The 25,227-nt window shown below is 61.9% G+C and carries 16 protein-coding genes, 2 tRNA genes and 2 pseudogenes; 10 read left to right on the plus strand and 10 right to left on the minus strand.

Translation table 11 applies throughout. The features are described from left to right. Entirely contained in the window at positions 1-399 is a 399-nt protein-coding gene (locus tag GWQ22_RS09385) for a hypothetical protein (protein WP_042035784.1), read from the plus strand. Between the two features lie 218 nt (positions 400-617). On the opposite strand, the gene GWQ22_RS09390 is transcribed toward GWQ22_RS09385, so the two are convergent. Then, positions 618-1,112, minus strand: a complete 495-nt coding sequence (locus GWQ22_RS09390; protein WP_042035785.1) for a hypothetical protein — start codon at positions 1,110-1,112, stop codon at positions 618-620. Positions 1,113-1,283: 171 nt separating this feature from the next. On the opposite strand from GWQ22_RS09390, the gene GWQ22_RS09395 reads away from it, so the two are divergent. Continuing rightward, complete coding sequence (locus GWQ22_RS09395) at positions 1,284-3,287, plus strand: EAL domain-containing protein (RefSeq protein ID WP_275930126.1); 2,004 nt, start codon at positions 1,284-1,286, stop codon at positions 3,285-3,287. A 261-nt stretch (positions 3,288-3,548) separates the two neighbouring features. Here GWQ22_RS09395 and rraB read toward each other — a convergent pair whose 3' ends face one another. Next, a complete protein-coding gene (rraB, locus tag GWQ22_RS09400; RefSeq protein ID WP_275930127.1) occupies positions 3,549-3,896 on the minus strand; it encodes a ribonuclease E inhibitor RraB in 348 nt (115 codons plus the stop codon). A 423-nt stretch (positions 3,897-4,319) separates the two neighbouring features. Here rraB and GWQ22_RS09405 point away from each other — a divergent pair, with 423 nt between their 5' ends. The 5 genes and pseudogenes from GWQ22_RS09405 (at position 4,320) to GWQ22_RS09425 (ending at position 12,291) form a co-directional block, all read left to right on the plus strand. Further along, the gene (locus GWQ22_RS09405) at positions 4,320-6,596 is read left to right on the plus strand and encodes an immune inhibitor A domain-containing protein (protein ID WP_345893633.1); all 2,277 of its coding nucleotides are present in this window, start codon (positions 4,320-4,322) and stop codon (positions 6,594-6,596) included. Positions 6,597-6,792: 196 nt separating this feature from the next. Continuing rightward, positions 6,793-6,868 (plus strand) — tRNA-Phe (locus tag GWQ22_RS09410). Between the two features lie 5 nt (positions 6,869-6,873). Then, positions 6,874-6,949: transfer RNA gene (locus GWQ22_RS09415), tRNA-Asn, on the plus strand. Between the two features lie 409 nt (positions 6,950-7,358). Then, a pseudogene (locus tag GWQ22_RS09420) lies at positions 7,359-8,631 on the plus strand (alpha/beta fold hydrolase). A gap of 99 nt (positions 8,632-8,730) precedes the next feature. Then, positions 8,731-12,291 (plus strand): annotated as a pseudogene (locus tag GWQ22_RS09425) (ATP-binding cassette domain-containing protein). A gap of 53 nt (positions 12,292-12,344) precedes the next feature. On the opposite strand, the gene GWQ22_RS09430 reads toward GWQ22_RS09425, so the two are convergent. From GWQ22_RS09430 to trmB, 5 genes are all read right to left on the minus strand, one after another. After that, a complete protein-coding gene (locus tag GWQ22_RS09430; RefSeq protein ID WP_275930129.1) occupies positions 12,345-12,506 on the minus strand; it encodes a YgdI/YgdR family lipoprotein in 162 nt (53 codons plus the stop codon). 231 nt (positions 12,507-12,737) lie between these two features. Next, complete coding sequence (locus GWQ22_RS09435; protein WP_042037568.1) at positions 12,738-14,030, minus strand: sulfurtransferase; 1,293 nt, start codon at positions 14,028-14,030, stop codon at positions 12,738-12,740. A gap of 29 nt (positions 14,031-14,059) precedes the next feature. Next, positions 14,060-14,980, minus strand: a complete 921-nt coding sequence (gene glsB, locus GWQ22_RS09440; protein ID WP_042037567.1) for a glutaminase B — start codon at positions 14,978-14,980, stop codon at positions 14,060-14,062. Between the two features lie 117 nt (positions 14,981-15,097). Further along, the gene (locus tag GWQ22_RS09445) at positions 15,098-15,430 is read right to left on the minus strand and encodes a YggL family protein (protein ID WP_042037566.1); all 333 of its coding nucleotides are present in this window, start codon (positions 15,428-15,430) and stop codon (positions 15,098-15,100) included. A 31-nt stretch (positions 15,431-15,461) separates the two neighbouring features. Continuing rightward, positions 15,462-16,175 carry a tRNA (guanosine(46)-N7)-methyltransferase TrmB gene (trmB, locus tag GWQ22_RS09450; protein ID WP_275930130.1) on the minus strand — a complete coding sequence of 238 codons (714 nt, stop codon included), beginning with the start codon at positions 16,173-16,175 and terminating at the stop codon, positions 15,462-15,464. A gap of 350 nt (positions 16,176-16,525) precedes the next feature. Here trmB and GWQ22_RS09455 point away from each other — a divergent pair, with 350 nt between their 5' ends. Beyond that, complete coding sequence (locus GWQ22_RS09455) at positions 16,526-17,593, plus strand: M20/M25/M40 family metallo-hydrolase (RefSeq protein WP_275930131.1); 1,068 nt, start codon at positions 16,526-16,528, stop codon at positions 17,591-17,593. Positions 17,594-17,809: 216 nt separating this feature from the next. Continuing rightward, entirely contained in the window at positions 17,810-18,991 is a 1,182-nt protein-coding gene (locus tag GWQ22_RS09460; RefSeq protein WP_042037562.1) for a PLP-dependent aminotransferase family protein, read from the plus strand. 76 nt (positions 18,992-19,067) lie between these two features. Here GWQ22_RS09460 and GWQ22_RS09465 read toward each other — a convergent pair whose 3' ends face one another. Next, positions 19,068-20,597: a cyclic diguanylate phosphodiesterase gene (locus tag GWQ22_RS09465; RefSeq protein WP_275930132.1), complete on the minus strand. Its 1,530-nt coding sequence runs from the start codon at positions 20,595-20,597 to the stop codon at positions 19,068-19,070. Positions 20,598-20,909: 312 nt separating this feature from the next. Between GWQ22_RS09465 and GWQ22_RS09470 the strand changes: the two genes are divergently transcribed. Continuing rightward, entirely contained in the window at positions 20,910-21,815 is a 906-nt protein-coding gene (locus GWQ22_RS09470; protein ID WP_275930133.1) for a TIGR01777 family oxidoreductase, read from the plus strand. Between the two features lie 85 nt (positions 21,816-21,900). Here GWQ22_RS09470 and GWQ22_RS09475 read toward each other — a convergent pair whose 3' ends face one another. Together GWQ22_RS09475 and GWQ22_RS09480 are read right to left on the minus strand one after the other, a co-directional pair. Next, positions 21,901-24,348, minus strand: a complete 2,448-nt coding sequence (locus GWQ22_RS09475; RefSeq protein WP_275930134.1) for an FtsX-like permease family protein — start codon at positions 24,346-24,348, stop codon at positions 21,901-21,903. Next, the gene (locus GWQ22_RS09480; RefSeq protein ID WP_275930135.1) at positions 24,345-25,070 is read right to left on the minus strand and encodes an ABC transporter ATP-binding protein; all 726 of its coding nucleotides are present in this window, start codon (positions 25,068-25,070) and stop codon (positions 24,345-24,347) included. Before GWQ22_RS09480 ends, GWQ22_RS09475 begins: the two co-directional genes overlap by 4 nt. Positions 25,071-25,227 lie beyond the last annotated feature (157 nt).

Genomic DNA, 25,227 nt, shown 5'->3' on the forward strand with positions numbered 1-25,227 from the left:
ATGCGCACTCTGACTCTGATGACCGCCTCCCTGCTGCTGGCGGCCTGCAGCACACCTGAGCAACATCTGGTTGGTGGTGATCGTGACAGCCATGACTGCATCGGCAGCGCAGGCTACCAGTGGTCCGCCCTGACCAACCAGTGCGTACGACTGTTCGAACAGGCGGTGCGGCTGCAATCCCTCGAGGCGAATGAGACTGGCAGCGCCTTCCTGCTGTTCAATGCCGACCAGAGCCAGGCCGAACTGACTCTGCCAAACGGTGAGCAGACCTTGCTGACCCGGCAAGGGGATGAGGGCAACGGGTCCTGGCAGGGCGGTGCCTATCAACTTTTCCTCTGGAAGGGTTATCTGCTCAAATCCGGCGAGCAGGCACTGTTTCACGGCGACAGCGCCCTCTGATTGCCAGCCTATGCCCATGTCATCACAACGCCCCGGTTCCTGCCGGGGCGTTTTTTATGGCTGGCCGCAATGCTGGCGCTCGGGAGTGGCCGTCTGGGTGAGCGGATCGCGCATTCCCCGTCTTTATGCTCGCGGATCCCCAAAAACAAACACCCCGTTGCAGGCAACGGGGTGTTTCGTGCAAGCCACCAGGCAAGCGGGCGGCCGACAGCGGCAGATCAGTTGCTCAAGGTAGAGAACAGGCTCTGTTCCAGGCTACCGCGAGAGACGCAGACCGGGGTGACGGAGGGTGCCAGCACGCGCTCGCCGGAGGATTCGACGAAGTAGAGCTGGGTGTTGCCCTTGACGTTGACGGTCGCAACGCTGTTGTTGCCACTCTGGGTGATGATCAGGTTGATCTGCAGATTGGGGTTGCCCAGCGCTACTTTGGAACCCATGGTGCCGCAATCCAGCCACTCCAGGCCATCGGCCGCGTTCTCGACGTTGGCCGTCATCAGGCCTGAGCCACGCTGGCTGTTTTCGATGTTAAGGCCGTGATCGCCAAACCACTTCTCAGCGCGGGCCCACACCAGATCCACCGGGATCGGCATCTCCTGGGTATTGTTGGTCGCCTTGGCAACCGGCGGATTATAGCGGTATTGCTCGCCACCATTGTTATCGCTGGCACAACCGCCTATCAACAGGGCCAGGGCTACCCCCATTATCTTTTTCATGCAGCTTCTCTCATCCATATTATCCGGCCATAGGCCAACCGGCGGCTATTATGGCGTTGACGACACAGACTGTCAGCAGGGATCAGCAGAAATGCGTCAACATTAACCCAAGCTTTACAAAACCAGCCTGCTATCATAGATTCGCTCGAAATTTCCCCCGTGAGTGTCTGCGTGAATTCCTTGCTCACCCTGACTCTGCTTCAGCAGATCATCGATCAGTTACCCATGAATATCTTCTGCCGGGATACGGCCGGACGCTACCTGTTTGCCAACCAGGCCTTTACGGAGCAAGCGGGCCTGTTGCAACCGGCAGACCTCATCGGCAAGACGGATACGGACATGCCGTGGGGCGACGTCTTTCGGGAAGAGGATCAGCAGCTGCTGGCGGAGGGCAAACCCCTGCTCTATCAGCAGTTGTACTGCCACAGCGGCGATACCACCAGCTGGATGGAGATCCACAAGATCCCGCTCTATGACGAGCAGGGCAAGCCGGTAGCCCTATTTGGCATGGTCAACGAGATTGATCAGCGCAAGGAGCTGGAGCAGACCTTCCGCCAGCAACAGCTGCTGCAGCGCCGCCTGCTGGACGCCATCCCGGATCCCATCCGGCTGGAAGACCATCAGGGCCTGCTCATCGACTGCAATCAGGCTTTTCTCGACTTCATGGGCATGGTGGCGAGCGAGGCACTGGGCCAGCGGGTTGCCCACCGCCTCTCCACCGAGCTGCCGATGGGTCGGGGAGAGTATTGTCTGGTGGATGCCAGCGGCCAGGGCCGCCACCTGGAGGTCACCCGGGTCGATGTGCCGGATGACGATGGTAACTCCCTCGGCATCCTGACATTAAGCCGCGACATCACGGGGCTGCGCACCACCCAGGCCCAGCTGCAGCAGGAACAGCACTACGACAGCCTGACCGGCCTGCTCAAGCTCTCCCATTTTCTGCAGACCAGCCGCCATCTCGGCACCCGCAAGGCCAGCCTGCTGCTGGTCGATCTGCAGCACTTTCGCGAGATCAATGACCGCTTCGGCATCCGGGTGGCGGATCGCCTGCTGAGTCAGGTGGCCCGCCGCCTGCAGCAGTTGGCCCCGCCCCAGTCGCTGGTGTGCCGGGTCGCCGCCGACGACTTCGCCATGCTGCTGCCCGAGCTGGCCGAGCCGCTGGCCGACTGGAGCCGCCGCCTGCAAGGGGAGCTGATGGTCCCCTATCTGGTCGAAGATCACAGGATCCAAATCCCTGTGTTCCTCGGCATAGCCCACGGCAAGGCCAACGATGCCGAACGGCTGCTGAGCCATGCCGAAGCCGCGCTGGCACAGGGCAAGCGTCAGCAGCAGCACTGCACCCTGTTCGATCCCGAGCTAAACGCTAAACTCAAACGCCGTCAGCTGATCGCAGCCCAGCTGCCGCTGGCTATCAAGTCGGGCCAGCTCACCGCTGTCTATCAGCCCATCATCAGCACCCGCACCAATGAGCTGCACGGGGCCGAGCTGCTCTGCCGCTGGCCTCACCCCGAGCTCGGCATGATCTCGCCGGATGAGTTCATCCCGCTGGCGGAGGAGCTGGGGCTCATCGGCAAGCTCGGCCAACGCATGCTGGAACAAGGCTGTGCCCAGCTGGCCCGCTGGCAGGCGGCGGCGCCGGATCTGGTGCTCTCCATCAACCTCTCCCCGCTGCAATTTCGCGACCCCGAGCTCTGCCCGCAGATCTTCGCCTGCATCGAACGCCACGGCCTGGCCCCCTGGCAACTGGAGCTGGAGATCACCGAAGGCGTGCTGATGGAGAACGCCGACGAAATTGAGAGCAACCTGACCAACCTGATCGAAGCGGGATTCCAGCTCGCCATCGATGACTTCGGCACAGGTTACTGCTCGCTCGCCTACCTGCCGAGGCTACAGGTAGCGACCCTCAAGCTGGACCGCAGCTTCACCCAGGGGCTGACCACCAATCAGGCCACCACCGCCATAGTGCGTTCCGTCATCGGTCTCGGTCACGAGCTGGGGATCAGGATCACCGCCGAAGGGGTCGAAACCCCCGAGCAGCAGGCCTGGCTGGTGCAGGCCGGTTGCGATCGGCTGCAGGGCTACCTGTTCAGCCGCCCTCTGCCTCCCGACGAGTTTGCCCGCAGCTACCAGCTGCCTGTGCCTGACAGCCAACCAACAGGCCAGCCCAGAGGGTAATGCCAGTCAGCTAACCATTTTTGTGGCTGAATAGTCGACATGTTCAATTACAGGAACTGTGCCATGGTGGACGCGTCAATCTGGCTGACACCTTTGCCCTGACTGGCATCCAATAAAAAGAGGGAGGCATGATGCCTCCCTCACTCTTTGGCCTTTATACCTCGCGGGCTAAGACTCACATGCTCGTCACTGACTTGCATTAACCCCAGAGGGTGACCGGTTGCTTGTCAGGCACACAGATCAGCAGTGCGTCAAGCCCGCTTACTCCTGGAAGTAGGTGCCCCAGCCGTCATAGTCCACACCATATTTCTGAAGGATCGGCAGCATTTTTTCGATGTCGGCGACTATGGTCTCGATCTCCAGCTTGCACTCGACAGTGGCATCGAAGCAGAAGATAGGGGCGCCGTCATCCAGCTCCATCTCTTCGGCATCTGTCACTTCAAAACCGGCCTTGAACAGGTCAACGGCGGCCTTCTCCAGCTGATCGAAATCCAGGCAGGCGAAGTGGTGCTCAATGTCATATTCCAGATCCGGGTTGCTGCCATCGGCCAGCAACTCGTTGACGATGGCGGTGGTCTCTGCACGCCACCCTTGTATATCAAGACTCATATTAACCCCAGGTGATACTTGGTTGGTGTCAAATGCCGTCGGCCACAGGGTGCCTGTTCAGACTCGCTGCACCCCGGGCGGCATAGTTGCGGCAAAGCATACCCGCAGAGCGCATCCGGCTCAATGCGGCAAACCAAGATAGCGGGTCCACCACGGCCACCCCAAATGGGGTGCCATCACAAAAGGTGAATAAAGTGTAATCTGCCGCCGGCCACAAAATGACCCATACGGAACTTCACTCGAGAGATCGCCAGCGGCATAACACAATCGAAAGTCACTTAAAAATCAGCACGTTCAACCAACTTGTGAACAGTGACAAAGGATCCTAAGGGGGTGTATTAAGGGACGCGGACGAAACACTGTCCGTACGGAAAGAGGAGCCAGCAGGGCTCCCTTTTTATCATGTGAAGGAGCACATAGAGAATGCCTAAAAAAACAATAATGAGCCTGGTAATAGGCTCAACCCTGATGATTGGAAACCACGCCATGGCCGCCCCGGTGCATGGTCCGTTCGATGCCGCCCTGGCCGATGAGGTGAAGGTACTGGAGATGCTCAAAAAGAGTGGCCGCATCCAGACCCTGGCCTCTCCCGAGATGGAACGGGCCGCCCTGGCCAGCTTCTACCGCGAAAAGTCACGGGCCTACAATGGCAGCAGTGGCACCCTGGCGGTGAAAGAAGGCAAGGTGCGGGAGACCATCCTCAAGAAAATCCGCTTCAACGGCATGGCCGGTCCCGGTGATCGGGTTCCCACTCTGCTGCTCAAATCCATCGAGAGGGAGCACTACCAGGGCAAGATGCGCAAGGACAAGATCCTCGCCATCTTGGTGGACTTCCCCGACTACCCGAAAAACAGCATCACCCCTGACCTCACCAAGATGTACTACCCGGACTACACCCCGGAGCACTACAACGACTTGCTCTTTTCCAACAAGGGCTATAAAGGCCCGAATGGCGAGTACTTTATCTCGATGCGCCAGTTCTACGAGCAGCAATCCGGCAAGAGCTACAGTGTGCGCGGCAAAGTGGCGGGCTGGTATACCGCCGACAAGAATGCCGCCTACTACGGATCCAATGCCACTCCGACCACCATTCGGGAATTGGTGAAAGAAGCGCTGATCCAGGTCGCCAACGACCCTTCCATCGATCTGTCCGAGTTTGACCAGGAGGATCGCTACGACCTCAATGGCAATGGCAACCGGAACGAGCCGGATGGTCTCATCGATCACCTGATGATTTTCCACTCCAGCGTGGGAGAAGAGGCGGGGGGTGGCGATCTTGGCGAAGATGCCATCTGGGCACATCGCTGGAACCTGGGCACCCCCTACCCCATCCCGGGCACCAGCAGCCCGAGCGGGAACTTCGGCGGCCAGTATGCCGCCTACGACTACACCATTCAGCCCATCGATGCGGCAGCCGGGGTCTGTGCCCACGAATATGGCCACGATCTGGGGCTGCCGGACGAGTACGACACCAAATACACCGGCAAGGGTGAGCCAGTCGCCAGCTGGTCCATCATGTCATCCGGCTCCTGGGCCGGGGTGATTGGCGGCACCGAGCCGACCGGTTTCTCCGCTTGGGCCAAGGAGTTCCTGCAGGCCTCCCTCGGCGGCAACTGGCTGCATGGCAGCAATGTGCAACTCGCCGACCTCAGCCCCAGTGGCAACGTCTACATGCTGGATCAGGCCAACGACAAGGGGCGAAACGACGACGTGGTGCGCATCAACCTGCCCGCCAAGCAGGTCCCGCTCAACCCGCCCTACGCCGGCCAATACGAATACCACGGTGGCAAGGCCAACAACCTGGACAACCGCATGAACCTCAAACTGGATCTGAGCAGCAGGCAGAGTGCCAGCCTGACGTTCAAGGCCTGGTATCAGATTGAAGAGGGATATGACTACGCCAGGGTGCTGGTCAACGGCCAGCCCATCGCGGGCAACCTGACCACCAGCGACGATCCTAACGGGATCGGTTTCGGGGTCGGCATCACGGGCAACTCCAATGGCTGGACCGATGCCGAGTTCGACCTGACCCCCTGGGCCGGTCAGCAGATCACCCTCACCCTGCAATACCAAAGCGATGGCGGCACGGCCGAGGACGGCCTGTTCGTGGACGAGATCCAGATCCTGGCTGACGGTGAGACTGTGATAAGCGACGGGGCAGAGGGCAGTTCCGCCTTCACCCTGGCCGGTTTTGTGAAAAGCAACGGCAGTGAGGCCAAGGATCACTACTATCTGGCCGAGTGGCGCAACCATGCGGGAGTCGATACCGGGCTGGCCCATATCAATGTGGGCGATCACCTGATGCGCTACGAGCCGGGCATGTTGCTCTGGTACGTGGACAACAGCCAGGCCAACAACTGGGTGGGTCTCCATCCGGGTGAGGGTTTCCTCGGGGTAGTGGATGCAGACCAGCGCACCCTGAAGTGGAGTGACGGCGCCGTAGCCGGTACCCGTTATCAAATCCACGATGCCACCTTTAGCCTTGGCTTCCAGAAGCCGCTCGACCTCCAGCACTCAAGCGGCTCACTGCTGCAGGACTTCTGGATCACCCCGAACCGGGTGTTCAAGGATTCTCGCAGCTACCAGAGCAAGGAGATCCCGGATGCCGGTCGTCTGCTGCCCGAGTATGGTCTCAAGATCAGCGTCACCGGCCAGGCCCGTGACATGAGCACGGGGCGGATCATCGTCAGCCGCCATTAAATCATGACACTGGCATTCAGGGGGCCTCTGGCCCCCTTTTTCATGGCAGTAGCAAGACAAGACAGCACAACTGAGCACGAATGAGGGCGAAAACGGATGACAAGCGGGCAAATTGTTCGGTTATCGAGCGAACGGTGCAGCAATCTGCGCCCTGTGGTTGACACCTGAATGCAGAAAGGGTTTAATGCGCGCCGTTGCCCAGATAGCTCAGTCGGTAGAGCAGGGGATTGAAAATCCCCGTGTCGGCGGTTCGATTCCGTCTCTGGGCACCAATAATTCCTCCTTAGTTCAGTCGGTAGAACGGCGGACTGTTAATCCGTATGTCGCTGGTTCAAGTCCAGCAGGAGGAGCCAAATTTGAAAAGCCCGCTCATCGAGCGGGCTTTTTTCATGCCGGTCAACTGCCGTTGCAGGCCGCCAATAGCAGGCTTGCCCCGCAGGTGGCGCTAAACAGCCACAGCCCCGTTTGCAGCACCCCTTCCGGATCCACCTCTTCTGATCGTTTCCTGAATCGTATCCACTTAGGCTTCATCAAACCCACCTCACCCTGTTGCGGCGCGTATCCCCTGCCTGGCTTAGCCAAGCGAGCCATCTTTGTGTCACCATCAGCCAGCATCAACTCCCTTTCGACAATCACGTCATTAGAAATCCAGTCTCACCCCGACTCATGACAATGTTAACAATTTGGAAAACCGGCGTGACCCATTCCTACGCCAGGGCTATGATGAGGCCGACGATTTTCCTACCCTCCGGGAGACCCAAGATGAGTAGCCCCTTGCGTTACGTGCTGGACGGCATCCATTGCGAACCTCACTTCTTCACCGTGCCCCTCGACCACCAGCAGCCGGACGACGAGGAGACACTCACCCTGTTTGGCCGCACCCTCTGCCGCCAGGACAGGCTGCACGATGAGCTGCCCTGGTTGCTGTTCCTGCAGGGAGGCCCGGGCTTTGGTGCCCCGCGCCCGACCGCCGACAGCGGCTGGCTCAAGCGGGCCCTGCAGGAGTTTCGGGTATTGCTGCTCGATCAGCGCGGTACGGGTCACTCGGCCCCCATCAGCGCCGATGCGCTGGCCCAGCTCACGGCCCGGCAGCAGACGGATTATCTCAGCCACTTTCGCGCCGACAGCATAGGATGCGGAATATGTTCGCGCCATCCTGAGTCCTGCTCGCCCCTGGAGCCTGCTTGGCCAGAGCTTCGGCGGCTTTTGCAGCCTCACCTATCTCTCCCTGTTCCCGGACAGCCTGCACGAGGTCTACCTCACCGGCGGTGTAGCCCCCATAGGTCGCAGCGCGGACGAAGTCTACCGCGCTACCTATCAACGGGTGGCGGACAAAAATCGTGCCTTCTTCGCCCGCTTCCCCCATGCCCAGGCCATCACCAACCGGCTGGCTAATCACCTGCACCGCCACGAGGTACGCCTGCCCAACGGCCAGCGCCTGACAGTGGAGCAGTTGCAGCAGCAGGGGCTGGATCTCGGCGCCAGCGGTGCCTTCGAGGAGCTCTACTACCTGCTGGAAGGCGCCTTCATCGGCGAGCGGCTCAACCCGGCCTTCCTCTATCAGGTACAAGCCATGCAGCCGTTCAACACCAATCCGGTGTTCGCCATACTGCATGAATCTATCTACGCCGAAGGGGCCGCCAGCAACTGGGCGGCCGAGCGGGTCAGAGCCGAGTACCCGGCCCTGGCCTGGGCGCCCGGCAAGGATTTCGCCTTCACCGGCGAGATGATCTTCCCCTGGATGTTTGAGCAGTTCCGCGAGCTGATCCCCTTGAAGGAAGCCGCCCACCTGCTGGCCAAGAAGGCCGATTGGGGGCCGCTCTATGACCCGGCGCAGCTGGCCCGCAACACAGTGCCGGTGGCCTGCGCCGTCTATGCCGAAGACATGTATGTGGAGTTCGACTACAGCCGCGAGACCCTCAAGGGCCTCGGCAACAGCCGTGCCTGGATCACCAACGAGTATGAGCACAACGGCCTGCGGGTCGATGGCGAGCAGATCCTGGACCGGCTCATCCGCTTGAACCGGGATCGCTGATCCCGGCCGGGCGACGAGCCCGTCGCGATACACATAATATCGAGGGCGACCCATGAGTCGCCCCACCCTTTGGAAGCCGCACAATAATAAGGACACCCATTGGATCACCCGGAAATCTCGGCCGGCTGGCTGAGCCGCCTCTTCTATCACTGGACGGGCCCGCTGCAACGCAAGGGGCTGAAAGAGCCCCTGGTCGGCCTCGACGACCTCTATCCCCTGCTGCCGGAAGACAGACGCGATGGCAGGGCCGATGCCTTCCTTCGACTCACCGCCCGCGCACCTGTGCGTCCCTGGCCCATCACCGCCTTTATCTGGCGCCATTACAAGGGTCGGATTGGCCTGCTCACCCTGTTGCAACTGCTCGGCATGCTGGCGACCCTGACCAGCCCCTGGTTGCTCAACCACAGCATGACCCAGCTCGACGCGGGTGCCCCCACGGAGCAAAAATTGCTGCTGGCGTTCGCCCTGTTTGCCTCTGTGCTGGCCGCCGGCATGCTGGCGGAACACTCGCTGCAACTGGCGCTCAAGATGCACGTTCCCATTCGCCGCCTGCTGGCCGAAGCCCTGCTCGCCAAGGTGATGAAGTTGGGAGGCAAGAGCTTCGATGACAGGGCCGGTGGCCGGGTACAGAACCTTATCAACCGGGATGTGTGGGACATCACCTGGATCCTGGCCGATCCGGCCATGCCGTTCACCATGGCACTGCAACTGCTCGGCACCATAGCCCTGCTGGTGTGGCAAGTGGGCAGCGCGGGCCTGGTCGGTTTTGCGGTGCTCACCCTGCTGCTGCTCATCTCCACCCGGGTGGTGCGGCGAATGAACCAGCAGGAGCAGCAGCTCAAGCGCCAGCAGGACGAGCGCAACGGCATACTGGCGGAATACATCAAAAAACTGCGGCTGGTACGCCAGAACGGACTCGGCGCTTTCTTCACCCGCGCGGCCAACAACAAGCGCCAGCAGGAGTTGGGGGTGCTCGGTCGGGTGCTCAAGCTCGATGCCATCAACGACAGCCTGATGCTGAGCACGCCGCTGCTGGTGACCCTGGCAACCTTCACCACCTATCTGGTGTCCGGCCAGAGCCTGACCCTGCCCCAGGTGTTCACCACCATAGCCCTGTTCGCCGTGCTGCGGATCCCCATGATGCGGCTGCCTTACCTTATCCGTACCCTGATAAACTTCAACACCGGCTTTAACCGGCTATGCGAGTTCCTCAACAGCCCGGAGCAGCACAGGGACCTCACCGATGCCAGCCTGCCCGTCGGCAGCCTGCAGATCCAGGCCGTCACCGCCCTGCACCAGTAGAAGCCGGTACTGCAGGGAGCAAACCTCATCATACAACCGGGGGAACTGGTGGGGATCACGGGCACCACCGGGGCCGGCAAGAGCTGCCTGTTGCACCTCATCGCCGGCTTTGACGACAGTTTCGAGGGGGAGATCCGCCGTCACGGTCGGGTCGCCCACCTGGGCCACAAACCCTGGCTGATGAACGACACCATCCGCAACAACATCTTGTTCGGCCAGCCCTGGCACGGCGAACGCTATCGCTGGGTGCTGGGGGCCTGCGCCCTCAGCGCCGATCTCACCCTGCTCAGCCATGGCGATCAGACGCTGGTAGGCGAGCTGGGTACCCGTCTCTCCGGCGGCCAGCAGCAGCGGGTAGCCCTGGCCCGCGCCCTCTATGCCCAGGCCGATATCCTGCTGCTGGACAACCCCCTCTCGGCGCTGGATCCCATCGTCTCGGCCCAGGTGCTGGAGCAGGGGCTCACCTTCAAGCCGGGACCGACCCGGCTGCTGGTGAGCCATGATCCGGACGTGCTGGCCCACTGCGATCGGGTGATCCGCATCGAGCAGGGCCAATTGGTGGAGCTCGATGCCCACCAGCTGGCCGATCTCATCCAGCATCCGCTCCCCGCCCCCATGGTGGCACCGCAGGAGGCGGAACAGTTCCATGAAGAGAAGGTGGTGGAAGGCAAGGTGGACTGGGGCTTGTTCGGCTTCATGTGGCAGCGTCTCGCCGCCCCCGGCGCCATCCTGATCGCCCTGCTGCTCACCCTGGGTCAGGAGGGGCTGCGCATCGCCTCGGATCTCTGGCTCGGCGGCAAGGCCGGCCTCACCGAAGTAAGCGAGCTGCTCGGCATCTATGTGCTGCTGGGGGCGGGATCGCTCACCTGCATCATGGTGGTGCGGGTCATCAACTACAAGCTGGGGCTCAAGCTGGCCTGGACCCTGTTCGACGGCATGCTGAGCCGCATCAGCCGTGCCCCCATGGCCTTCTTTGACAAGGTGCCACAGGGGCGCATCCTCAACCGCTTCGATCGGGATCTCGGGGAAGCACAGGAGATACTGCTGTCCATGCTGATGGGGCTGTTCGGCATGCTCATCTCGGTGCTGCTACAAGTAGTGGTGATCGGCGTCAACATGCCACTGCTGCTGCTCATCGCCCCCCTGGTGGGCTGGGCGCTCTACGTGCTGCAGCGGCGCTACCGTGCGGTGCAGCTCAAGCTGCGGCGCCAGGCATCCGTGCTGCGCTCGCCACTCTACATCAGCATCAGCGAGACCATTCGCGGCGCCCCCGCCCTGCGCCTCGCCGGGGCCGAGCGCTTCGCTCTGGATCAGGTGCTGCTGCACTATGACAACAACCTGCGCAGCTGGTACACCACCACCTCTATCAATCGCTGGCTCGGCATGCACCAGACCCTGCTCTCCGCCGCCCTGGTGGGTGCGGTAGCGCTGATGGTGGCCTTTGGCAACAGCTCACTGCTGGGGGCCGTGGCCATCACCTACGCCTTTACCGCCTCGGCCATGCTCAACTCCCTCATTCGCACCTTCGCCGAGGTGGAGCAGGTGATGAACGCAGTGGAGCGGGTGCGCGAGTACAGCGAAATCGAGAGCGAACGCCAGCATGGGGAAGCCCTGGCCACGCCACACCCAAGCGTGCGCTTCGACAACCTGGGGCTACGCTACCCGGAAGCCAGCCAGTGGGCGCTGCACAAGGTGAACTTCGAACTGGCTCCCGGCGAGAAGGTCGGTGTGTGCGGGCGTACCGGCGCGGGCAAGAGCTCGTTGCTCGGGGTGCTGCAGGCCATGTACCCGGCCTCCCAGGGAGGGATCCATTACGGCGATCAGCCGCTCTCTGCGCTGGCGCCGGAGGCGGTGCGCGATCTCTACGATACCGTCTCCCAGACGCCCCTCACCTTCTTCGGCACCCTGCGCGCCAACCTGGCGCCGCTGACCGAGCAGGATGACGAGGCGCTGGAGCAGGCGCTGGCACGGGTCGGTCTGGCCGAGCGCTGCGCCAGCAGGCTGGACGAGGATCTCGACAAGCTGCAACTGTCGGCCGGCGAGACCCAGCTGCTGGTGATCGCCCGCATCCTGCTGTCGCGCCGTCCGCTCATCGTGCTGGACGAAGCGACCTCAGATCTCGATCACGGCGGCATGCGCAAGATGGCGGAACTGCTCTATCGCTACCGGCCCGAGGCCAGCTATCTGGTGATCGCCCACCATCTGGAGCCGCTGCTGTCGGTGGACAAGGTCGTGGTGATGGAGGCGGGAACCGTGGTGGAACAGGGCTCGCCGGTCAGCCTGTTGGCCAACTCCCACTCCCGCTTCCATCAGCTGTTCGTGGGCCAGGTCAATCGTCAGGTGGCCCAGATAACCTGAGGTCGACAATAACAAGGGCTGCTCGCGGGCAGCCCTTGTGCTTTGGTGGGGCCTCAACGACCCATGATTTGGGTGACGTCATCCTTCTTGATCATCACCTCCCCCCCGTCGGTATCGTCATAGCGGTACATGCCGGTGCCCTCATCCCGCTTGGGCTGCTGTCGGGGGTGATCATCTTCCCATCCCCGGTACTCATGATGTATTGAGCGCGGCACGCCACGAGCCCCACTGCACACACCGGGATCATCATCAGTTGCCTCATCGCCTGTTTCGTCTCCCTCTTCACCCTCACCACCAAGGGGTGACTGCCGCCTGGCGCAACCCCATTGCCCGGGAAAAACGGATTGCCGGAGCGGGATCCATGTAAAAAAACCGTAGGGCAGAAAGCCCAATGCGGATACAAAAAGGCCGGACATCTGTCCGGCCTTTGCTCTGGTGACTGCCTGCTACTTGGCGGGTTGACGCTCGCCGGTCACGGTCGGATTTTTGGGATCCGAACTCCACTCATACCAGCCGCCGTCGTAGACGCTGATCCGTTTCCAGTCCATCAGCCAGGCGTAGAAAAAAGCCTCGGAGGCGCGCCAGCCGGTACCGCAATAAAATGCAGCCTGCTGGGTCGGCTCGATATTCCATTGGTCCCACATGGTGAGGATCTCCCCGGCTGGCTTCATGGTGCCATCCGGGTTGTGGAAATCGCTCATGCTGTTGGCATCCACACCGCCGCGACCCCACTTGGCCCCCGGGATATCGCCCTTCGGCTTGATGTAGCTGTAGCCGGAGGTGTTACCGATGAACTCGTCCCAGGTGCGTACGCTGACCAGGGCACTGTCGGGCTGCTTGAGCAGCGCCTTGGCCTGATCGAGTGTGGTGTAGTACTCGGGGTGGGCCGGAATGGCCACACCAAACTCTTTCACCGGCTCGAACTTGTTGGGCAGGCCCGTCTCGGTGCGCAGGTGCTGCACGAACCAGGCATCCAGACCACCGTCCAGCAGGCGTACGTCCTGTACACCGGCATACATCATCAGATGCGCCGCGCGGGCAGCGGCCATGGTGTTGCGACCATAGAGGATAACAGTGGTGTCGTGACGGATGCCGTTCTCCAGCAGCAGCGTCTTGAGCGCCTCGTCAGAGACCTTGTTCCACAGCGGCTCCTCTTCCAGACGGTTGGTATCTATGTAGCCAGCCCCCGGGATGTGGCTCAGCAGGTAGGCCTTGGGTGAACCCCAATCCACTTCGAACAGCTTCCAGTCCCCTTTCGGCGCTGCGGCAACCGGCTTGCCTTCCTGCAGATCCGCCAGCCAGCCCGGATAGACCAGCTGCTGCCAGCGCACCAGATGCTCGCGCGGCGCGGCTTGCCAGCCTTGCAGCTCGAACAGCTGCTTGATGCCCTGCTTGCGCAGCAGACGGGCCACTTCGGCCACTTCCCGCGGGGCGCCATAGAGGGCGACCGGACGATCGGCTGTCAGGCCCTTGCTCTCGAGCGCCTTGGGCCACTCGTCATTGCTGTATTTCCAGTCGGCGGAGAGGCTCTCGGCACCGGCCACATGCCCCCCCTGCGACTCCCCTTCCATCGGCCAGCCTTGGTAGAAGTGGCTGGCACGGGTGTCCAACATGACCGCCTGCTTGCTCTTGGCATCGGCCAGCGAGAGTGGCGGCAATTCGGCGGCAAAGGCGGGCAGCGCGCACCAGAGCAGTAAGGTCGCCAGCACGGCCTGCAGGAAGCGAAGATGTCGTTTCATGGTGATTTCTCGATTCATAGTGAACAAGGTTAAAAAATGGAACGGCCCAGTCGCTCGGCCAGCAGCTCCAGCGCCGCCGTGCCCGCCAGCGAGTTGCCCGCCTTGTTGAGCTCGGGCGACCAGACACAGATGCAGAGCTCGCCGGGGATGAGCGCCATGATACCCCCTCCGACCCCGGATTTGCCCGGCATACCGACCCGATAGGCAAAATCACCGGCCTCGTCATAGAGGCCGCAGGTGGCGAGCAGCGCATTGACCTGCTTGGTGGTGCGGGCCGGCAAGAGCGGCGTGCTCTCGCCAAGCGGCACCCCGCGATTGGCAAGATAGAGGAAGGTTCGCGCCAGATCGACGCAACTCATACGAATGGCACAGGCATTGAAGTAGCTCTGCAACACCTTGTCCACTTTATTCTCGAAGTTGCCATAGGCCTTCATCAGATAGGCGATGGCCGCATTGCGGGCCGAGTGCTGGTATTCGGAACGTGCCACCACCTGATCCGCCATGATGGCCGGATTACCAGAGAGGCGACGCACCAGCTCCAGAGTACGTTGGCGCGGAGCCGTGAGCCGGGTCTCCAGCAGATCGCTCACCACCAGGGCACCGGCATTGATAAAGGGATTGCGGGGAATACCGTGCTCGAACTCCAGTTGCACCAGCGAGTTGAACGGCTGGCCGGAGGGCTCCTTGCCCACCCGGGCCCAGATCTCCTCCTCCTGATAGAGGGTGAGGGCCAGCGTCAGGCTAAGGGTCTTGGAGATACTCTGGATGGAGAAGGGCTCGAAGGCATCACCTGCGGTGAACAGCTCCCCCTCCACAGTACAGACGGCAATGCCGAGTCGGTCGGCAGGCACCAGGGCCAGGGCGGGAATGTAGTCGGCCACCTTGCCCTGTCCGAGCAGCGGGCGCACCTCTGCCAGAATGCTGGCCAGTAATTCGGATGACAACACCATAAAGGATTCCATGACTAAAACGGGTGTGGAGATCCCATCCCCACTGACAAAAATCCCGCCAGCGGCGGGACTTGTCTATCTACCCACAACAAGGCGCCTGCAACAGGCGGCCGAGTCTCAGGCCGGTTCACCGTACCAGAGGTCGAACAGCTCGGTGACCACCACGGCTTCCATCCCCTTGCTTTCCAGCCAGGATTTGACGACGGCGCGGTCTTCTTCGGTACATTTGCCCAGTTGCTGAGTGCAGATCATCCCTTCCCAGGCCAGGTGGCCTGAACCGGCGAAAGCCAGTCTACGGGGTTCAACAACCTCATCGATCATCGCATCGACTACTGTATCGATGGTCGCTTCGGCAGTGCCGACCGGGAAGTTGAAACTGATGTCGAATCCCATTTCCTGGAATTCATCGACTCGCAGTTTCTTACGCAGACGGCGGCTACGATTGGCCATGATAGCTCCTTAGGTTAGTTGACTCGTTAAATTAGTTAACGCGTTTGAAAATCAGATCCCAAACCCCGTGGCCCAGACGATGGCCCCGTTGTTCGAATTTGGTCAGCGGACGCCAGTCGGGACGAGGCACCCAGTTGCCGGTGGCCGAGGTGTTCTCGTAACCCTCGGCGACGCTCATCACTTCCAGCATGTGTTCGGCATAGTTTTCCCAGTCGGTTGCCATGTGGAACACGCCACCGATGGCCAGCTTCTGGCGGATATCCTGGGCAAACGCACTCTGCACGATGCGGCGCTTGTGGTGGCGACTCTTGTGCCAGGGATCCGGGAAGAACAGCTGCAGGCAGGCAAGCGAGCCGTTCGGGATCATGTGCTCCAGCACTTCGACCGCGTCATGGCAGATGACCTTGAGATTGGTGACGCCCGCTTCCTCGGCTGTGCCGAGACAGGCACCGACGCCCGGCGAGTGTACCTCGATACCGATGAAGTTTTTCTCGGGGGCATTCTTGGCCATCTCCACCAGGGAGGCGCCCATGCCGAAGCCTATTTCCAGCACCACCGGGGCCTCACGGCCAAACAGGGCGGCCAGATCGAGGGGCGCTGGCGCGAAATCAATACCCATGACCGGCCAGAGCTCTTCCAGAGCCTTCTCCTGCCCTTTGGTCAGGCGGCCTTCGCGACGGACAAAGCTGCGGATCTTGCGCATGAACTTGCCGTCTTCTTTAAATACATCTTGGGTCACAGGCATAATCAAATTGCTCGTTATTGCATCGGTCTGGATCACAGACGACATGAATGGATTGCTTGCTACTTCATCACCCAGGGTCACTGACGACATGCATGAATGACTCGTTACCTCATCACCCCGGATCACGGATCTCGTGGATGAATGGCGCGTTATGTCATCCATCCGCGAAACTGGGTAGCGAATTATCCCAAGATAGGCCCAAGGCGCAAGTGTTTCGCGAAACAAATCCCCCGACCCGGACCAATTCAGCCACCACGATTGACAAATGCCACCCCGTTCACAGAATCTGCCAGGCGCCGGGCGCATGCTGGCCTGCACAAATAAAACCATATACAACAAAGGATTGCAGTATGAAACACACAGCATTGGCGTTTGCCATCACAGCCCTGCTGGCAGGGTGCAACACCTCTACCAATGATTCACAGGCCCCCACTGCCGCCGAGCAGGCCTATGAGTATCTGGTGCAGTTGAGCTCGACCGCCGAAGGGATTGGGGCCAGACCCACGGGCTCCGAGGCCGAGACCCGTGCCGCCGCCTGGATCCAGGATCATCTGGCCGGCTGGGGTTACGAGGTGCAAAACCAGCCGTTCACCTACACCAAGAGCGGTGCCAGCAAACGCTCCCAGAACCTCATCGCCGAGCTCAAGGGGCAGAGTGACAAGGTGATCCTGATCGGCGCCCACTACGACAGTACGGGCGACAAAAAAGGTTCTGAAGGGGCCACCGACAACGGCGCCGGCGTTGCGGCCCTGCTGGCGGTCGCCGAGGCGCTCAAGGGGCAGACCTTGCCCTACACGGTACGCTTCGCCTTCTTCGGTGCAGAAGAGAACGGCCTCAACGGCTCCAGGGCCTATGCGACCAGCCTGGACAGTACCGCCATTGCCCGCCTGCTGGCCATGGTGAACTACGACACCATAGCCGGTGGCGATGTCGTCTACGTCCACTCCGCCCACTCCGACGTGACCGAGTACAACTGCGCCGAACCGGGCCGTTATAGCTTCGATCCCAAGGTGCGGGATCGCCTGCTGGCCATCTCCAAGCTGACCGCCACCCCGTTGGCCATCCACCCCAGCTACGCCGGCTATCCGGCAGGGGAAACCGGCAGCTGGTCGGATCATGCTCCGTTTGCCTGCCTGGGGGTACCCATCGCCTACGTGGAGGCCACCAACTTTACCATCAACGGGGCGGATGGCTATGACGGCTACTCCCAGACCACCAATCCGGCGCTGTGGGACTGCTACGACGACGCCAGCAAGAGTGCCTGCGACCGGGGCAGCGAGACCCAGTGGGGCAAAATCTGGCATACCCAGTATGACCGCCTCGACACGATGGCCGAGCTGTTCCCGGGCCGGGTGGAGCAGCAACTCAGCGCCAACACGGATCTGATGATCCGCTTCCTCAAGGAGCCAGGCTTGTAACGCCGGCAAGCCGTCAATGACGCGCGCTGATCCCGGACCAATTCAGGGCTTTTGGCGCTCCACGGCCACCCTCGGCCGATAAAATTCGGGCAGGTGCCAAACTTGCCCTTTTTTATTGATTTTTGTTACAGCCATTGCCTCCTTTTTTAAATCTGATACAAACGGATAACTTGGCGGTCGAATGGAGCGACCGCTCACCATGCCAGAGAGAATCCTATGCAGCCGTTTTTTGCCCAGCGCTTCGAGAAGGTAGAGCCTTCCTTTATTCGCGAGATCCTCAAAGTCGCCGCCAATCCGGAGATCATCTCCTTTGCCGGTGGCCTGCCCAACCCGCACCTGTTCCCGGTCAAGGCCATCGACCAGGCCTGCCAGGACGTGTTGCGCGAACAGGGTGCCGCCGCACTGCAATATGCCGCCACCGAGGGCTTCGCCCCCCTGCGCCAGTACATAGCCGACCGCTATCTGGCCCGCCACGGCATGCGCGTCAACCCGGACAACATCCTCATCACCAGCGGCTCCCAGCAGGCGCTGGATCTGCTGGGCAAGGTGCTGATCGACGAGGGTCAGGATCTCATCATCGAAGAGCCGGGTTACCTCGGCGCCATCCAGGCCTTCTCCGTCTATCAGCCCGCCTTCAAGCCCATCACGCTGGGAGAAGAGGGGCTGGATCTGGCGGCGCTGGATGCGCTGCTGGCCAGCGGCTCCAACGCCAAGCTGCTCTACGGCGTGCCCAACTTCCAGAACCCGAGCGGCGTCTCCTACAGCCGTGCCAACCGCGAGGCGTTGGCCGAGCGACTGGTCCGCCACGAGCTGCTGATGGTCGAAGACGATCCCTATGGCGAGCTGCGTTTCGAGGGCGAACACCTGCCCCCTATCGCCAAGCTGGCCCCGAACAATACAGTACTGCTCGGTTCCTTCTCCAAGACGGTGGTGCCTGCCTTCCGGCTGGGCTGGATGCTGGTGCCGGACTGGCTGCGCAAGAAGGTGACCATCGCCAAGCAAGCCACCGACCTGCACAGCAACGCCTTCAGCCAGCAGGTGCTGCATCGCTTCCTGATCGACAACTCGCTGGATGCCCATCTGGAGAAGATCAAGGAGGTCTATGGCCGCCAGCGTGCCGCCATGGAGGCTGCTCTGGCCCGCCACTGCCCGCCCGGCGTCAGCTATACGCGACCGGAAGGGGGCATGTTCCTCTGGCTGACCCTGCCCGCCAGCGTCAGCGCCATGGCGCTGTTTGACGAGGCGATCAAGGAGAAGGTGGCCTTCGTGCCCGGCGCCCCCTTCTATGTCCGCCCCGAGATCCAGAACACCTTGCGGCTGAGCTTCTCTTGCGTGGACGAGGCCACCATAGAGGAGGGGGTCAAGCGACTGACTCGCGCCCTCACCCGCATGCTCTGACGAGCCACCGCATGAAAAAAACCAGCGACATCTGTCGCTGGTTTTTTTATGTCCCACTGCGGGAAAACCGGACTTCTCAGGCGCTCAGTGCTCTGGCGAACTCCTTCATCGGCATGGGGCGGCCATAGAGATAGCCCTGCAGGAAGGTCACCTGACGCGCCCGCAGATAAGCCGCCTGCACCTCGTTCTCCACGCCCTCGGCGACCAGCAACAGACCGAGCCGGGTCGCCAGGTCGATAACGTTCTCCACTATGTGGCTGGAGAGCGCATCCGAGCCGATCATGCCGACGAAGCTTTTATCGATCTTGAGAAAGTCGACCTGAAACTGCTGCAGATAGCTGAGGCTGGAGTGGCCGGTACCAAAGTCATCGATGGCGATGAAGACCCCCAGCTGATGCAGCTCGGCGAAGAGCCGGTCTGTCACTTCGTCCGCCACTATGAGCTCGCGCTCGGTCAGCTCCAGCACCAGCTTGATGGGGTTCTCCCTGAAGGCGTTGATGAAGTCGCGGCAATCCGCCACCAGGCTCAGATCCTTGCAGTGATTGGCACTGATGTTGAAGCCGAAGTGGAATCCCCTGGGCAAGGTATGCACAGCGCCGGCAAACTGATCGCGCACCTGCTCCATCAGCAACCGGGTCATGGGCACGATCAGGCCACTGTCTTCCGCCAGCGGAATGAAGCGATCTGGCGAGATCTGCCCCTGACGGGGGTGCTGCCAGCGCATCAGCACCTCGCAGCCACACCAGTGCGCGTCATCCCCCGTCACCACAGGTTGCAGATAGGGGATGAACTCCCCCTGTTCCAGTGCGCGCCGCAGCTCTTGTGAAGGGGATGTCGAGCGGCCAGTCAGCCAGAACACGCCAATCCCTACCAGTATGCCCAGCAGGGGATAGATGATGATGCTGGCCTTGGAGTAGTGCCAGAGGTGGCTGCCGTACTCATCGTGAGACAGATCAGTGACCACCCGGTATTGATACTTCTCCGATACCTGCTCCAGATAGCCTCGCGTTTTGGGCGGGATCTCCTCGCTGACCATGCCGCTGGCCAGCATGACCTGTGATCCCACCACCAGCGCCAGCGGCGAATTGCGGCTCAGCATGTCGAGAGTATTGTGCAGATAGTAGCCATCCACCCCGACCAGCACGCTGTAATCCCCCACCACCTTCCGATAGACAACCAGCGGCCTATCCGGCGTCAGAGGGTTGCCCCGCATCAGGTTGAGCTGACCACCGGAATAGTCGGCCAGGGTGAAGGCACCGCTATAGTCGCCGTAGAGGGACGAGCAATAAAGGGTCTCTCCCCTGGCCAGGTTGACGGTGCGCACATCCGGCACAGTCGCCACCTGGTCCCGCAGTCCCTGTACCACCTCGGCGCAAGGTCGTCCCACATAGCCCTGCACCCTGGACGCAGCATAGTGGGCATTGTCCAGGGTACGGTCAAACATGCGCTTGGCATGCAGCAGCCGCTCCTCAGCATCCTGCTTCATACCAGAGAAGGTCTGCCATGAGATGATCAAGGCCCCCAGCAACATGGGGAGTAGACTCGCCAGCAGGGATGCCCCCAGCCGGGTGTAGAACTGGCGTAACCTTAAACGACGAAACGGCATGCTCATCCTCACGGCAACGGCGAACAAGCGGGCAACCCGACGACTCTCCGCCCCCTGACAAGTCATTCTAACACAAACAACAGCAAGAAGGCTTGGCCTGATTAGCACCGAACCTCGTCGAAACAGGGCTTGCAGCCGCATCATCAACGGCTCTGGAGCCTGACATCTTTACCTCGCCACCCTCACTCCCCGGCGCGGTCCAAGCCTCACTTCCCCCTGTACTGTGAAGATTATAATCTTTGCAAAAACAGTTGCTTGTTCATCTTGCTCTAGCCCACTAGAGTAGAGCCAACAGCTTCAGGGAGTCTGGACATGAAAATACTGATCACGGGAGGAACCGGTTTTATCGGCCGCCGTCTGGTGGCCCATCTCAAGGTGAATCACGAGGTGGTGGTGCTGACCCGTCAGGGGAGCCGCGCCTATGAGCTGCTCGGCCACGACATCACACTGCTCGACAATCTGGATGGACTCGACGACCTCAACGACGTGGATGCCGTCATCAACTTGGCGGGAGAGCCCATCGCCGCGGGACGCTGGAGCGAGCAGCGCAAGCAGCTGCTGTGTGACAGCCGCTGGCTGCTGACCGAACAGCTGGTCGATCTCATCAAGCTCTCCAGTACGCCGCCCAAGGTGCTGATCAATGCCTCCGCCATCGGCTGGTATGGCAGGCAGGGGGATGTGCCGCTGGACGAGCAGTGCCAGACACCCCACGACGAGTTCACTCACCAACTCTGCCAGCAGTGGGAAACCCTGGCCCGCGAGGCCCGTAGCAACCGCACCCGGGTCTGCATAGTGCGCATCGGGCTGGTGCTCGGCACCGATGGCGGCGCACTGCCCAAGATGCTGCCCCCCTATCGACTCGGTCTCGGCGGCCCCATGGGGACGGGCCAGCAGATCATGAGCTGGATCCACATTCAGGATCTGGTGCGCGCCATGCTGTTCCTGCTGGAACACGACGAGTGTGACGGCATCTTCAACGGCACGGCGCCACAGCCGGTCAGCAATCGCGAGTTCAGCCAGAGCCTGGCCAGCACCCTGCATCGACCACACCTCTTCTTCGTGCCGGCACCCCTGTTGCAACTGCTGATGGGTGAGGCGGCGGACCTGCTGCTCACCGGCCAGAAGGTATTACCCGCCCGCCTGCAACAGGCCGGCTTTCACTTCACCTACCCGGACCTGCCCCAGGCCCTCGCCAATCTGTTGAGCGCTCCCCGCTAGTCAGACAACCGGATAGCAATCAGCCCGGCCATTGGCCGGGCTGATCCGTTGTTGCACCTTGCTGCATCAGCGCAGCATGGTGTGATTACAGCAGGCCCTGACCCAGACCACGCAGCCGATCGCTCAGAGTGCCCGCCAGCAACTGGCGCTGCATGCCCTGCCCCGCCAGCGTCACCAGCAGGGCTCCCAGCAAGGGCAAACCACCCCAGATGGCCCAGTGGAACTGCCACTGTCCCTCAAACCACCACCATTGCAGACCCAAGGAGCAGAGCTCGACCACAATGGCGGCGCACAACCCCGCCAGCAAGCCGCTGGCGACCAGCTCCCAGCGCAGCATCTTCTTGAGCAGCTCGCTGCTGGCCCCCAGCGTACGCATCAGCAACAGCTCACGGCGGCGGTGGGCCATGCTGGCCTGAGTCTGGGTCAGCAGCACCAGCAAGGCCGCGACTGTCACCAGCCCCAGCATCAGCCCCAACGCCCGGCTCACCTGTTCAGACACAGCCGTCAGCCGCACGATCAGATCGTCCACATCGATGAGGCTCACTGTGGGGTGTCTGCGGATCAACTCCACCTCCGCCACCCGCCCCTGCTCCGGCAGCCGATAGCTGCCGAGCCAGGTCTGGGAGAAGGAGGCCAGCACATCCGGCGAGAAGATCATGTAGAAGTTGGGCCGCATGTTGTCCCACTTGATGGCCCGCAAGCTGGTCACCTGCGCCTTGAAGCTACGCCCCTCTATGGTGAAGCCCAGGGTGTCGCCGAGCGCTATGTCGAGCCGCTTGGCCAGCTCCTTGTCCACCGACACCTGCCCGGGGCCATCCAGCCAGCGCCCCTCGGTCAGGGTATTGTCCGGCGGCAGGCTGGTTGTGGTGGTGAAGTTGAGCTCGCGGTTCACCCCTTCACGGCCATCCTCGTCGCTGTCTCGCACCGCCTCGCTGGCGATGCTGACCAGCCGGCCCCGCACCATGGGATAGAAATCTGACGTCTGGGCGCCGGCACTGCGCAAATCGGCCAGGATCCCCTCCCGCTCGTGGTCGGCTATGTTGACCAGGAAGCGGTTGGGGGCATCCGCCGGCAGGCGAGCGGAAAACTCGTCGAGCAGGTCGACCCGCGCCGCCCACAGCAGACCGAACAGCATGAGCGCCAACGCAAAGCCGGCCAGCTGGAACAAGCCGCTGCCGCGCTCGCGGGAGAGGTGGCTGATGGCCAGGCGCAGCGCATGAGGGCCCTTGACCCGGCGACCAAACCGCAGCAGCAGGGAAGCGAGCAGCGCCAGCAGCCCCATCAGCAGGCCCATGCCGCCGATCAGCCCCAACGCCAGTGTCGCATCGGCGGTAAAACCCCACACCAGGCCAAACAGGCCGAGCAGCGCGACCGGCAGTGCCAGCCAGGGCGGGATCCCTGCTTCCAGCTCACGGCGCAGCACCCGCAGCGGTGGCACCTTGAGCAGGCGCAGGAAGGGCACAAAGGCCAGCAGCAGGGTGATGAAGAAGGCGACCGCCAGACCGAGGGCAAAGGGTCGCCACGACGGCAGTGGCAGATCGGCTGGCAGCAAGTTGCCCAGCAGATGCAGGGTCAGCCACTGCATGGCGCTGCCCGCCACCAGACCGATTAGCGCCCCCACCAACGTCAGGGAGAACAGCAGGGTGCCCATAAGTTGCCAGAGCGTGCGACGGGAAGCCCCCAGCGTCTTGAGCAGCGCCACCATGTTGGTCTGACGCTCGGCGAAGTGGCGCACCGCTATGCCCATGGCCAGCGCCCCCAGCAACACCCCCGCCAGAGAGGCGAGCCGGAAGAAGCGCTCAGCATTGGCCAGCGAACGCCCCACCTGGGAGCCCTGATCGTCCGGCTTGATCAGCTTCTGCCCCGCTTTGAGCTGGGGCCTGAGCCAACGCTCATAGCTGGCAACGTCCTCACGTGTCCCCTTGAACAGGTAGCGCCACTGCTGGCGACTGCCCGGCAGCAGGGCACCGGTCGCCTCTATGTCAGCGCTGTGGATCAGGGCCCTGGGTGCCAGCAGGAAGGGACTGAAGCCCTGATCCGGCTCCTGACCCAGTTCGCCCGCGACACTGAGCCGGGTGTTGCCCACCTCCAGTTCATCACCAATTTTCGCCTCCAGTAACTGCATCACCCGGGCCGAGAGCCAAATCTCGCCAGGCGCTGGCGCGCGCTGGGGGCTGAGGGCCAACTTGCCGTAGAAGGGGAAATCGCTCGGTACGGCCCGGATAGAGGCCAACTGCAATGCATCGCCATGAAACAGCATGCTGTTGAAACTGACCGTGGTCTGCACTGACAGGCCCGCTTTTTCCGCCTGCTCGAGCCAGGCGGCCGGTGCCGGTGTGGCTGAGCGCAGCGCCCGATCGGCGCCGATAAAGTCACGCCCCGAGGCCTTGAGCCCCGCATCCAGCCGATCCGCCACCAGGGCCACGCTGAGCACACAGGCCACACTCAATGCCAGTGCCAGCACAAACCAGCGCAGCTCGCCATTGAAGCCTTCCCGCCGCAACAGCTTCACTCCCAATCGCCACCGACTCATAGCGGCTCCCGGACTCGGGAGGCCGCAACGGCACCGGATGCCGCCGTATCCGTCTCCAGTCGTCCCGCCGCCATCACCAGTTGCCGCTGACAACGCTGGGCCAGCTCGTGGTCATGGGTCACCACCACGAGCGTGGTGCCGTGCTCGCGATTGAGCTGGAACAAGAGTTCGATCACCGTCTCCCCCGTCTTGCTGTCCAGATTCCCGGTCGGCTCATCGGCCAACAGCAGGCTGGGCCTTGTCATGAAGGCGCGGGCGATGGCGACCCGCTGCTGTTCACCGCCGGAGAGGCGCGGCGGCAGATGGTGCAGGCGCTCGCGGAGCCCCACCGCCGCCAGCAACTCGCGCGCCCTCGGCTCGCAGCGGGTCTCGCCACGCAGCTCGGCAGGCAACATGACGTTCTCCAGCGCGCTCAGGGTGGGCAGCAGCAGGAAGGACTGGAAGATGAAGCCCACCTGCTCGGCACGCAGGCGGGCACGGCCCTCCTCGTCCAGCTGCACCAGCGACTGGCCGAGGATCTCTATATCCCCCTGGCTCGGCAGATCCAGCCCAGCCAGCAGCCCCAGCAGGGTGGATTTGCCGGAGCCGGAGGCGCCGACCAGCGCCAGGGTCTCGCCGGTATTGACTTGCAGGTCGATCCCTTCAAGGATGGTGAGGCTTTCCTGGCCCAGGCGAACGGTTTTGCCCAGACCCTTGACGACAATGATGGGAGTTGAACTCATGATGCGTTTCCTGTTTGCCCGAGCCAAAAAGTGGGGATTGAACCCATGATGTATATCCTGCTCACCCGGGCATTGAATGACAATGCATGCTGGGTGTTGGCATCATCACACATATCCCGTTTGCCCGGACCCTTGATGACAATGAATGATGGGAGTT

Source organism: Aeromonas sp. 1HA1, assembly GCF_029237385.1.
In the GTDB taxonomy this organism is placed as follows: Bacteria; Pseudomonadota; Gammaproteobacteria; order Enterobacterales; family Aeromonadaceae; genus Aeromonas; species Aeromonas popoffii.

Coding starts and splice junctions, on each gene's coding strand:
- GWQ22_RS09455 (WP_275930131.1), top strand. CDS start 16,526: ATGAAACACACAGCATTGGCGTTTGCCATCACAGCCCTGCTGGCAGGG.
- GWQ22_RS09445 (WP_042037566.1), bottom strand. CDS start 15,430: ATGGCCAATCGTAGCCGCCGTCTGCGTAAGAAACTGCGAGTCGATGAA.
- GWQ22_RS09460 (WP_042037562.1), top strand. CDS start 17,810: ATGCAGCCGTTTTTTGCCCAGCGCTTCGAGAAGGTAGAGCCTTCCTTT.
- GWQ22_RS09480 (WP_275930135.1), bottom strand. CDS start 25,070: ATGAGTTCAACTCCCATCATTGTCGTCAAGGGTCTGGGCAAAACCGTT.
- trmB (WP_275930130.1), bottom strand. CDS start 16,175: ATGCCTGTGACCCAAGATGTATTTAAAGAAGACGGCAAGTTCATGCGC.
- glsB (WP_042037567.1), bottom strand. CDS start 14,980: ATGGTGTTGTCATCCGAATTACTGGCCAGCATTCTGGCAGAGGTGCGC.
- GWQ22_RS09470 (WP_275930133.1), top strand. CDS start 20,910: ATGAAAATACTGATCACGGGAGGAACCGGTTTTATCGGCCGCCGTCTG.
- GWQ22_RS09385 (WP_042035784.1), top strand. CDS start 1: ATGCGCACTCTGACTCTGATGACCGCCTCCCTGCTGCTGGCGGCCTGC.
- GWQ22_RS09390 (WP_042035785.1), bottom strand. CDS start 1,112: ATGAAAAAGATAATGGGGGTAGCCCTGGCCCTGTTGATAGGCGGTTGT.
- GWQ22_RS09435 (WP_042037568.1), bottom strand. CDS start 14,030: ATGAAACGACATCTTCGCTTCCTGCAGGCCGTGCTGGCGACCTTACTG.
- GWQ22_RS09475 (WP_275930134.1), bottom strand. CDS start 24,348: ATGAGTCGGTGGCGATTGGGAGTGAAGCTGTTGCGGCGGGAAGGCTTC.
- GWQ22_RS09465 (WP_275930132.1), bottom strand. CDS start 20,597: ATGCCGTTTCGTCGTTTAAGGTTACGCCAGTTCTACACCCGGCTGGGG.
- GWQ22_RS09405 (WP_345893633.1), top strand. CDS start 4,320: ATGCCTAAAAAAACAATAATGAGCCTGGTAATAGGCTCAACCCTGATG.
- rraB (WP_275930127.1), bottom strand. CDS start 3,896: ATGAGTCTTGATATACAAGGGTGGCGTGCAGAGACCACCGCCATCGTC.